A 10,224-nucleotide genomic window follows, 5' to 3' on the forward strand; every position below is an offset into this window, starting at 1 on the left:
AGAAGTGAGTAAGTATGGCGTTAATGATTACCGACGATTGCATCAATTGCGACGTCTGCGAGCCCGAGTGCCCGAATGATGCGATTTACATGGGCCCTGAAATTTACGAAATCGATGCACATAAATGTACCGAATGCGTAGGCCATTACGATGTGCCACAATGTAAAGAGGTGTGCCCGGTGAATTGCATTCCGTTTAATCCGGAATGGCGCGAAACGCCGGCACAATTGCTGGCCAAGTACACGGATTTGCAGGAGCAACTGAAAAAATAAGTCGCGCCGCGACCCGGCACGGCCATCTTTATTCGCAGCGCACGCGGTCGCGCCCCGAGCGCTTGGCATCATAGAGGGCGCGATCGGCGCGCTTGATCATATCGCGCGCCACGATCAGGGCTTCACCCTCGTTCTGTTGTTCCGATACGGTAGTGACGCCGATCGAAATCGTACAGTTGCAACTGCCCGCTACACTGAGATCGAATGCTTTGCCAGCGATGCTCTTACGTATGCGTTCCGCTACCTGCATCGCATCTTGCACATTCGCATTAATCAACAAGACCACGAATTCTTCGCCACCGAAGCGGCCCAGGGTATCGCTGAGGCGTAATTCTGCCTTGATCCTTTGCGCAACCTCACACAAGACATCATCACCGGCTTGATGGCCATACTCGTCGTTGATTTTTTTGAAAAAATCGATATCGAGATACATGCACGCCAAGCCATAGCACTGGCGCCGGGCGCGACCGATTTCTTCGAGGGTGCGCTGCTCGACGTAACGACGGTTGCTGACCTTGGTCAGCGGATCGGTCAGGCCGATATGTGTCAGGCGCTCGTTATTGATGACATTTTCCAGACAAATCGCGATGATGGAACCGAGCCGTTCGATGAAGTCGGTCGCCATAGTGGCGGCAAACCGCTCAAGCTCAAAGCTGCCAAGGTTGAGATAACCGATCAAGCGTTCCTGCCGCAACAAAGGGATGATGGCAATGCTGGCAGGTTTCTGCCCGCAACTGTGGAACGCTTTGCCATAGCGCTGGCTCTGATAGGCCCCGAGCACCGGTTTGCGTAAGGAGGCCGAGTGGGCTTCGAGTTCGCGTTCATGGCGGATGAACATCAGATGGGGGTAGTCTTGCAAATCCATGCGCAGGTCGCTGAGCATTTGCTGCAACTCTTGGCGCGGGTCAAGCAAAGTCAGGGTGACGACATCGAGTTCGGAAGTCAGCGCTAAAGCACTGAAGAGGAAGTGTATCAATTCTTTGAAATTGCTCGCGCCAATGATTTTCAGGTCGAAATCTTGGTGCCGCGCCATGATGCTCTGGTTACGGTGGGCTTGATCGAGAATATCGCTCAAGCGCGCGCGTAAGAGCTTATTTTCCATGCGCACTTCGGCCAGCTGTTGCAGCGCGTTGGGGGTGGGTGGTTGACGCGCGCTATCCATACCGTTTCATTTTCAAAGAAAATTGCATAAATAGTAAGTTAATCGATCGCGCGTCAAAATGCAATCGGAATTTCGACGGCATCGCCAACCCGCAAGGTGCGGCCGATGCCGGCGCTGGCGATCAAATTCATGCCGAAGGAAATTTCACCGTTGAGTACAGGGTTGGCGCGATAGCTTTGCAAAATGTCGATCGGGTTAGGGCCGACGCTGCCGCTGGCTTGGTCTACTGCCGGCATACTACAACGCGAGCACGGCTTGACCGCTGGCAGGCAAATACCATTGGCAAATTCGAAGGCGGCGGCATAGTCTTCTTCAAATGCGTGCAAGCCATCGATGACGATATTCGGACGAAAACGGTCCATAGGCACGGCGGCACGGCCTTGCGCTATGGCGCGTTGGTTCAGATCAGCCAGCGAGGCGCGCGCTGTCAGCAGCAGCGGAAAACCGTCAGCGAAACGGGTCGGTGCCAGCAGCGCACCGGTCCATTTCTGGCTGGCATAGCGCTGCGCGGCCAAGTCAAATCGGACTAAGCGGCAGCTGACGCCGAGGGCGCGGCTGAACCAAGCATGCGCGGATGGTGCCGCACAGCGGGCCAGCAGCGTGTCATCCCAGATGCTTACCAACACGGTCGCGCCGCTACGGTCCGGCAGCGACAGATGCAGAGTCGGCAGGCCATCGGCAGCGACGCTCAGCATGCCATCGAGCAAGCCGGGGCGCAGGCTTGCCATCCGCGGCCAGTCGCGTTGACTGAGAAATTGACCCTTGTCGTCGACCAACATCCATTCGCGGTCGTATAGCGTGTGATCTTGCTGCCTTAAGCTTAAGCCACTCGCTGCAACTTGCGCTTGGACAACGGCGATGCCGGCACAGGATTTGATAGGGTAAAACCACAGATCGGTGATGACGGGCATAAGATGTCATTGGCATAAGGAGCAAGGCCTCCATTTTAATCGGCTTGCTCGATTTGCCAATGATAAATTCAGCGTCTGACTTTGAATTGACCGACCACGTGATGCAGACGTTCGGTTTGGTCGCGCAAGCTTTCCGAGGCAGCCGCCGCTTGCTCGACTAAGGCGGAGTTCTGCTGCGTCATTTCATCCATATCGGAAATGGCCAGGCTGATTTGATCGATACCGGCACTTTGCTCTCCGCTGGCATTGCTGATGGCCATTACAATGGTGGCGACTTGCTCGATATTGAGCACGATCTCGCGCATTGTAGTCCCGGCAACGTTGACTAACTCGCTGCCTTGATCGACTTTTTCGACCGACTGATTGATCAGTAATTTGATTTCCGTCGCCGATGCCGCGGCCCGCTGCGCCAGACTGCGTACTTCTGCAGCTACCACAGCAAAGCCACGACCTTGCTCGCCGGCGCGGGCGGCTTCAACCGCGGCGTTCAAGGCAAGGATATTGGTTTGAAAAGCAATGCCATCGATCACGCCGGTAATGTCGGCGATGCGGCGTGAGCTGTCTTTGATTTCTTGCATGGTTGAAATCACATCATTGACCACCGTGCCACCGGACGCCGCCACACTGCTCGCTTGCGTGGTTAATTGGCTGGCCTGGCGGGCATTGTCGGCATTGTTCTTCACGGTAGCGGTCAATTCTTCCATCGAACTCGAGGTTTCTTCCAGTGAACTCGCTTGCGACTCGGTGCGTGCAGACAAATCGGCATTGCCGGAGGCGATTTCTTGCGATGCTTGTTGTATCGCAAAGCTGCCGGCACTGACTTCGACGATCACTTTGGTCAAGCCGGTGCCTATGCTGTTGATGGCGTTAAGCAATTGTCCTATCTCGTCGTGACGTGCGTTGCTGACTTGTTCGGTCAAGTCGCCGGTGGCCATTTTGTTGGCCATACGCGTCGCTTCGGCCAGTGGTACCGAGACGTAGCGTTTGACAATATAAAACAACACGAAGGCCACGACGACGATCAGCACCAGCGCCAAGAAGGCGTATTTGATCAATTGGGCCACGCTGTCTTCGACGATCTCGGCGGTATACGCCGAGCCGACGATGAGCCAATTCATGGTCGGAACAGGCTGGAATACGGCGACGCGCTGTTTGCCCTGCAAGGCCGCGGCACCGAATGATGGCGCGGCATAGTAGCTGACGCCAGTGTTTTTCTCCAGCATGTCTTTGATGAATTCGCTGCCATCGCTGGCTTTCTCAGTCAGATAGTTCTTGCCTTCATTGTTGGCATCGATCATCACGTCGCCATAAGTCTTGCCGGCTTTGCGGTTGAGCGCAAAATAGCCACCGGTCTTGCCGATTTTCATCGATTTGACTTTTTCCTTGAGGAAACGAAGATTATCGGAAATATCGATACCGACAAACAGTATCCCGATCATCTTTGCTTGCGCGTCCATGATCGGTACGTAGGACGTCATGTAATCTTTACCGAACAGTTTGGCCGGTCCGATAAACGATTCGCCTTTTAACAGTAAGGCGTAGGCCGGATGGCTGCGGTCGAGTGCCGTGCCGATCGCCCGTTCGCCATTTTCTTTTTTCAGCGACGTGCTCACGCGTATGAAATCTTCGCCTTGTTTGACGAAAATAGTAGCAATGGCACCGGTTTGGGCGGTGAATTGGTCAACCGGGGCAAAATTGAGATTCAGTGTTTCCGCGCCGACCTTGAGGATGGCAACGGTTTTATCTTGCACCTGCACGGTTTCTTGTTCCAGGACGAACGGTTCATGCCACTGGGCGCGAAAGGTAAAGTGGCCCCCTAAGTCCAGACAATTATTCAAAGAGTTTAAGATAGTGCCTGTTTCTGCCACAGCTGCGCGGCGCTGCCCCGTTATTCGCACTACATCACTACCGTGCTTTTCTTTTCTAGCTTTTTTGAATCAGGCAGTTCAGTACCAAATTTGTTTACGATCTTGGCACCGCCGCCCACGCCTGAGCCATACACGGTTTCCGGCGTTTGATAACCCAATGATTGATGTTTACGCTCAGCGTTGTAGAACATAAAATAGTTCGCCAAGCCGATCACCAATTCCGGCATACTTTCATGCTTTTTCAAATACACTTCTTCATATTTCACACTGCGCCATAAGCGCTCAACAAAAATATTATCCAGCGCCCGACCGCGACCGTCCATACTGATTTTGATGCCGTTTCTAAGCAGCAGCCCAGTAAAGGCCTGGCTGGTAAACTGCGCACCCTGATCGGTATTAAAAATCTCCGGCGTTCCATACCATTTTATGGCTTCTTCCAAGCAGTCCACGCAAAACCCCGCATCCATCGTGTTCGACAACCGCCAGGACAGCACCTTCCGGCTGTACCAGTCAACGATCGCCACCAGATACACAAAACCCCGCGGCAGCCTGATGAATGTGATGTCTGTACTCCAGACCATATTTGGTCGAGTGACGTCGATACCTCTCAGTAAGTACGGGTAAATCTTGTTCTGCGGATGCGCTTTACTGGTGTTGGGGCCTGGGGCCATACCTGCCAATCCCAGTTGCTGCATCAGCCTCTGTACGCGCTTTCGGTTCACTGTATGGCCACAGTCTCGCAAGTAATGCGTCATGCGTCGCGTGCCGTAAAATGGATGTCTGGTGTATTCCTCGTCAAGCAATTGCAACAGCAAACTATCAAACGGATTGATCTCTTCCTGCAAGCGCTTTTTCTTGTCGTACACGACCGAGCGCGTGACTGAAACGAGACGGCATTGTGTGGCGATTGAAAGGGCAGAGAGCGGCTCTACCCACTGCAATCGTACCGTTACAGGCTGATCCCTGACTTTTTTTTAAGCCAATCGAGTTCCATATTCAGTTGCCCAATTTTGGCATAGAGACGGTCTGGGTCGTTCTGTGTGCTGGCCGGTTTCGGACCGCGTTTACCTTCAAACAGACTGCCTGCATTTTCCAGTAATTCTTTCTTCCACTGGCTGACCTGCGTCGGATGCACCCCGAACTCTTGGGCGATCTGATTGATCGTCTTTTCGCCTTTGATCGCCTCAACTGCCACCTTGGCTTTTTGTGCGCCGCTAAATATTTTTCTCTTATTTTCACTCATGGTCTGCCTCGTCTCTTTTCGACAGACACTAGTTTAAACTGTTGTCCGGATATGTGGATCCACTATAAGGTTTGTGCGGTGCGCACGGCATCGGCACGCACCGTCTTGTCAAACACATCAAACATATCATTGATGATGGACAAAGAATGCTGAACTTCGACGATGGCGCTCGCTTGCATGAGTGCATAGCTGCTGCGGCCTAGCGCGATAGTAAATACACTGAAAACGAAAAACACACAGGCAAAGATGATCGCGCTTAATTTTTGGCCCAGACTGAGCGTCGATAGTAGGCCGGAGCGATGGATAGTTTTCATATTTTTCCTGTTAGTCAAAGAAAAGCATGCTTACCTAAAACAATGTAAGCACGATGGCATGTCGTATCGACCATCATGCTGGCGAAAATACGGGTGTTAGTTTAAAGAAACATTGATGTGTGTCAACTAGTATACAAGAAGTTTATGATTTCGATCATCTCTTGAAAACTGGAGAATGGATTGGTTGACTAAAAGTAACAAATGGGGCATTGCACCGACCCGTATTGTTTTTGCTGGCTGCAGTGGGTTTCAGCGGTGGCGCAGATCCGCTTGTATGGTGGCTAATACCGGGTTCCACTGTGTTGCTTGAGTTTGGCGTAATAGACGTGCCGACCGATACCAAGGGCTGCTGCTGCCTTCAGCGAGCCAGCGGAAGTCCGGCACGTAGGCCAACAAAATCCACACTGGCAGCCCCATTGCCGCGGCTAAGTGGGCGACGCTGGTATCGACCGAAATGATTAAATCCATCTGCGCACATAAGGCGGCGGTGGCGCTGAAATCATGCAAATGCTGGTGCCACAGCCGGATGGCGCAATCAGATTGCTGTAAAGTTAAGAGGTCGGCAGCGCGTATTTCCGCCTGCAAGCAGTGGTATTCATGATGCGGCGGCAAGTAGCTGAGCATGTCAGCCAAGGCGATGCTGCGCTGGCGATCATTGTGGTGGGTGGTGGACCCGCTCCATACCAAACCTACCCGCAGCGCCTTGTGCGGGCCGAGTCGCTGCTGCCAATCAGTCAAGGTCGGAGGCAAGGCTTGCAGATACGCGGTACTGCTTGGAATATTGTGCAGGCGCGTGCCGAACCGGCCGGGCAGACTCATCAGAGAACAATGATAATCGTACTCTGCCTCTGCCGGTTCGACGATGCGGATGTCGCGGCCCCAGTCTTGCTGTGCCAATAATGACACCAAGGGACGCGCCACTTGCAAAATCAGACGGCAGTCTGGCAGTAAGGGAATATAGCGGCAAAACTGCAGGGCATCGCCCAAGCCTTGCTCGTTGTAGAGCAGCAGCGTTTTTCCGCGTAAGCAAGCACGGCCATCCCATGCTGAACTACTCGGAAGCAAGCGCACCGTTTGTACTTGCAAGCGCCATTCATAAGCTGTCCAGCCCTCGTCCAAGCGCCCCAACGTGAGCAGCATCAGGGCCCGTGCCACTTGCGCATCGACATGCTGTGTATCGAGTGCAATCGTGCGTTCAAACAAGGCCAGCGCGGCCGCGAATTGCCCCTGATCTTTACGCAGCAAGCCCAGATTGAAATTGGCCGGAATAAAATCGGCCTCGATCGCCAGCGCCGCAGCGAAGGCCGCATCGGCCAGGCTCAGGCGACGCTGCGTATGATGAATGACGCCGCAATTATTGTGGGCAGCACGATGCTGCGGAGATAGTTCCAGCGCTTGCTGATAGCAGTGTAATGCCGGCGCGTAGCGCTGCGCCAAACCATGCAGCACGCCGGCCTTGTACCATGCCTCGGCGTGGCGTCGATTGCAGCGCACAGCTAAGGCATAGTAGCGTGCCGCCTGCCGGTATTGTGCGCGTGTTTGCGCCGCCACCCCGCGATGGTAAAAAAAATTGCTGACGGCGCTGCGGATGACATTGAGCATATCGCCTGGCTATCGTTGCTACTTAATAGCTGCGACGCACACGCAAGCCCGCTTCCAGCGTGCGATTGTGCGGCTCTTGATAGAGCAGACGATTGCCATTGCTGTAGACGGCGCTGCCGTTTTGGAGCAAGCCGGCGGTATCGGAGCGCGAAATATCCCAAAATTCTAAAAACGGTCCAAGCGACCAGTTATCTTTTTCGTAGGCCATGCTGATTTTTAAGCCATAGCCGTGCCGCTGTGACAGCGAGACATCGGCCACGCCTTGTCCGGCATCGGATAAGCGTGCGCTTTGCGTGCCACGCAGCAGCACATCGGCTTCGAGTTCGGTGTTCCAGCGCGATTGCGCCGATAATTGCAGACTGTGCGTGAGGCCAAGTGGCAGATAAATATACTGACTCTGGCGCCGGTTGCCGCTTTGTCCCAAGCTGTTGAAGCCGCGTAAATCATTCGATAAATAGCGATAGCCAAGCCCGATAAAGGGTACCAGACTGCTGCCGGAAAACGCATAGCGCCGGCCGAACAAGGCCCGGGTTTCCAGATACCAGTCTGACTTGCTGCTGGCTGTGGCCGCAGCATACGCGGTATCGGCGGCATAATCGACCTTGCCAGTGGCATAGTGAACATCGGCCCGGATAAACTGCTCGCTAGCGATGTCGTGGCTGGCCATCAGAAACAAGGCAAACTTGTCGCCACTGTTTTTCATGACGGCCGGCTCCCGATATTGGTAAGTCGAGAGCGCGGCAGCGATGCTCAGATCGGTGTCGGCCATGGCATTCGACACATAGCACAAGGCTGCGCCGGCGGCACAGTACAGAATTTTTTTATCAATCATCGATCAAGTCCAATCAAGTGGTATGGGGTGCGGATGCGGATGCGGCATAGCGTAAGCAGCGCCAGCTTAAAACAGCACAGTCCCGAGTTCGTAGTAATCAAAGCCCTTATCCACACCACCGAGACAGCGCGAAAAAAAACTTCGGTTTTGCGGAAAAAAAGCAGCGAAGTTTTCCAATCACTGATGGCGTGACCGGTATGCGGCATGAGCCAGTATTCGAGCTGCTTGGCCGGGCTCTTGCTGGCATCAACGAAGGCTTGCGTCTGTTGTTGCGGCACGCGCACATCGTATTCACCTTGCGCCAGTAATACCGGACGCTGCAACTGTGCGGCCAAGCCGATCGGTGAGCGTGCCTGCATCGTCGCGCGTGATGCCGCCTGTTCCGGGTCGCCTATATAACGCTGCAGCAGGCTGGTGTCGAAGCGATATGCGGGCGGGACTTCGGTGCTTAAGCGTAGCAAATCGGTCGGTGCATTGACGGCAACGCCACAGGCGAAGCGTTCCGGTGCCGTCAGTAATCCCATCAAGGTGGCATAGCCACCGTAACTACCGCCGATCAAACCGATGTGATCGGCTTGTGCCCAGCTTTGTGTGCTGGCCCAGTTTGCCGCATCGAGTAAATCTTGTTGCATGGTGCCGCCCCATTGGGCATACGCGAGCTCTTGGAAGTGCCGACCGTAGCCGCTGGAACCGCGGAAATTGACTTGTAATACCGCATAGCCGCGGTTCGCCAAAAACTGGGTTTGGGCATCGTAAGTCCAGAGGTCGCGCTCCCACGGCCCACCATGCACCTTGATTAAGACCGGCCACTTTTTCTCGTGGCTGCCAGCAGGTAAGCTCAAATAGGCATGCAACAGCGTACCGTCGCCGGCCTGCAGTAGCAGCGGTTGCGAAGGCACCAGCGCAGACACGAAGGCGGCGGTGGCCGCCGGCCCGATCAAGACCGTGCTTTGTTGATCCAAATCCGACAGATAAAATTCTTTGGCGACATCGGTCTGCAAGCTGTACACCAGTTGGCGTCCATCGCGGTCGCTATTTTCTATGTGCAGTCGCGCCGGGCTGCGCGCCAGTCGCGCGCCGAGCAGGGCTTGTAAGCGTGGTTCGAGCAAGTTGTTATGCGGATAATCTGGCTCACTGCTGACCAACCAAGGCAGGCCGCTGTCGGCGGCCACATAGACTTCGCTCAGATCGACTGTCTCCGCTTGGGCCAGCACGGTCTCGCCGCCCGTTTGGTGATCAAGCTGCAGCAAGCGTGACAGATCGCTGCCTTTATTGCTGAGCAAATAACTGCTGCTCAAGTCATTACTGATACTCACAAGCCTTACTTGGTCGTCGCTGCTCCAGCGGTACACGGTCGTATAACTGTGGTCGCCAGCTTGGCGGATTTGCAGTGCGTAGTGTATGCCTTCGAGCGTGATACGCCCGGCCACATGCCCATCGGCGCTGCTCAGCCATTGCTGGACATTGCCAGGATTTTTTTCCAACAAAATATTTTCTTTGTCGGCAACATTGCGTTGGTACAGATCAAACAAAGCGCTGTCCCGCGGATGACTCTGAAACAGCAGCACGCCCGGCGCGTCTTTGCGTTCGGCTAATAATACGGATTTGACCCCGCCAACAGCGCTGAGAATATGCGGCGCATCGTCTTTGCTGTTGCTGTCGAGATTAAACAAGGTAATGACATTATTTTCCGTTCCCGTTTCGGTCAGGGAATCGCTGATCAAGGCGTGGCCATCGCGCATCCAGTCGAAATATTTGATTCCATACGCCGGCCGGTGGGAAATTTTCTGTGTCGCCAAATCCTTGATGAATAATTCCAGCCTCGTACCGTCGACGGCCAACCACGCCAAACGCGTGCCATCAGGGGAAATTTTATACCCGAAATTACTGCTTCGATTGGCCGCGAAAGCATGGGTAGGAATATCCTGATGCAGTGCTTCGCCGGCCACAGCTGTGCATGGTAGCAGCGCGCAAAACAGCAGGGGGAATCCGCGTGCTTGAAACAGGTTCATGGTGTTGT

At 54.3% G+C, this 10,224-nt stretch carries 9 protein-coding genes; 1 reads left to right on the top strand and 8 read right to left on the bottom strand.

Annotated elements, in window-relative coordinates:
• The first annotated feature begins 14 nt into the window (after positions 1-14).
• Positions 15-272, top strand: coding sequence for a YfhL family 4Fe-4S dicluster ferredoxin (locus RHM61_RS07705; protein WP_322250543.1), 258 nt, complete (start codon positions 15-17; stop codon positions 270-272).
• A 28-nt stretch (positions 273-300) separates the two neighbouring features.
• Here RHM61_RS07705 and RHM61_RS07710 read toward each other — a convergent pair whose 3' ends face one another.
• The 8 genes from RHM61_RS07710 to RHM61_RS07745 form a co-directional block, all read right to left on the bottom strand.
• A complete protein-coding gene (locus RHM61_RS07710; protein WP_322250544.1) occupies positions 301-1,434 on the bottom strand; it encodes a sensor domain-containing diguanylate cyclase in 1,134 nt (377 codons plus the stop codon).
• A 53-nt stretch (positions 1,435-1,487) separates the two neighbouring features.
• Positions 1,488-2,345 (bottom strand): MOSC domain-containing protein, encoded by an 858-nt coding sequence (locus RHM61_RS07715; protein WP_322250545.1) that lies wholly within the window; start codon positions 2,343-2,345, stop codon positions 1,488-1,490.
• A gap of 68 nt (positions 2,346-2,413) precedes the next feature.
• Entirely contained in the window at positions 2,414-4,183 is a 1,770-nt protein-coding gene (locus RHM61_RS07720; RefSeq protein ID WP_322250546.1) for a Cache 3/Cache 2 fusion domain-containing protein, read from the bottom strand.
• A 59-nt stretch (positions 4,184-4,242) separates the two neighbouring features.
• A protein-coding gene (locus RHM61_RS07725) for an IS3 family transposase (protein ID WP_322248433.1) occupies positions 4,243-5,456 on the bottom strand; the annotation gives its coding sequence in 2 pieces (ribosomal slippage) (positions 4,243-5,180 and positions 5,180-5,456; 1,215 coding nt in all).
• A gap of 62 nt (positions 5,457-5,518) precedes the next feature.
• Entirely contained in the window at positions 5,519-5,770 is a 252-nt protein-coding gene (locus RHM61_RS07730; protein WP_322250547.1) for a hypothetical protein, read from the bottom strand.
• A gap of 249 nt (positions 5,771-6,019) precedes the next feature.
• Positions 6,020-7,372 (bottom strand): tetratricopeptide repeat protein, encoded by a 1,353-nt coding sequence (locus RHM61_RS07735; RefSeq protein ID WP_322250548.1) that lies wholly within the window; start codon positions 7,370-7,372, stop codon positions 6,020-6,022.
• A gap of 22 nt (positions 7,373-7,394) precedes the next feature.
• Complete coding sequence (locus RHM61_RS07740) at positions 7,395-8,204, bottom strand: hypothetical protein (protein ID WP_322250549.1); 810 nt, start codon at positions 8,202-8,204, stop codon at positions 7,395-7,397.
• Positions 8,201-10,216 (bottom strand): alpha/beta hydrolase family protein, encoded by a 2,016-nt coding sequence (locus tag RHM61_RS07745; protein WP_322250550.1) that lies wholly within the window; start codon positions 10,214-10,216, stop codon positions 8,201-8,203. Before RHM61_RS07745 ends, RHM61_RS07740 begins: the two co-directional genes overlap by 4 nt.
• Positions 10,217-10,224: the final 8 nt, after the last annotated feature.

Source organism: Undibacterium sp. CCC3.4 (assembly GCF_034347425.1).
Taxonomy (GTDB): Bacteria; Pseudomonadota; Gammaproteobacteria; order Burkholderiales; family Burkholderiaceae_D; genus Undibacterium.

Excerpts from the sequence above, each read along its gene's own strand:
- RHM61_RS07705 (WP_322250543.1), top strand. The coding sequence starts at position 15 with ATGGCGTTAATGATTACCGACGATTGCATCAATTGCGACGTCTGCGAG.
- RHM61_RS07710 (WP_322250544.1), bottom strand. The coding sequence starts at position 1,434 with ATGGATAGCGCGCGTCAACCACCCACCCCCAACGCGCTGCAACAGCTG.
- RHM61_RS07715 (WP_322250545.1), bottom strand. The coding sequence starts at position 2,345 with ATGCCCGTCATCACCGATCTGTGGTTTTACCCTATCAAATCCTGTGCC.
- RHM61_RS07730 (WP_322250547.1), bottom strand. The coding sequence starts at position 5,770 with ATGAAAACTATCCATCGCTCCGGCCTACTATCGACGCTCAGTCTGGGC.
- RHM61_RS07735 (WP_322250548.1), bottom strand. The coding sequence starts at position 7,372 with ATGCTCAATGTCATCCGCAGCGCCGTCAGCAATTTTTTTTACCATCGC.
- RHM61_RS07740 (WP_322250549.1), bottom strand. The coding sequence starts at position 8,204 with ATGATTGATAAAAAAATTCTGTACTGTGCCGCCGGCGCAGCCTTGTGC.
- RHM61_RS07745 (WP_322250550.1), bottom strand. The coding sequence starts at position 10,216 with ATGAACCTGTTTCAAGCACGCGGATTCCCCCTGCTGTTTTGCGCGCTG.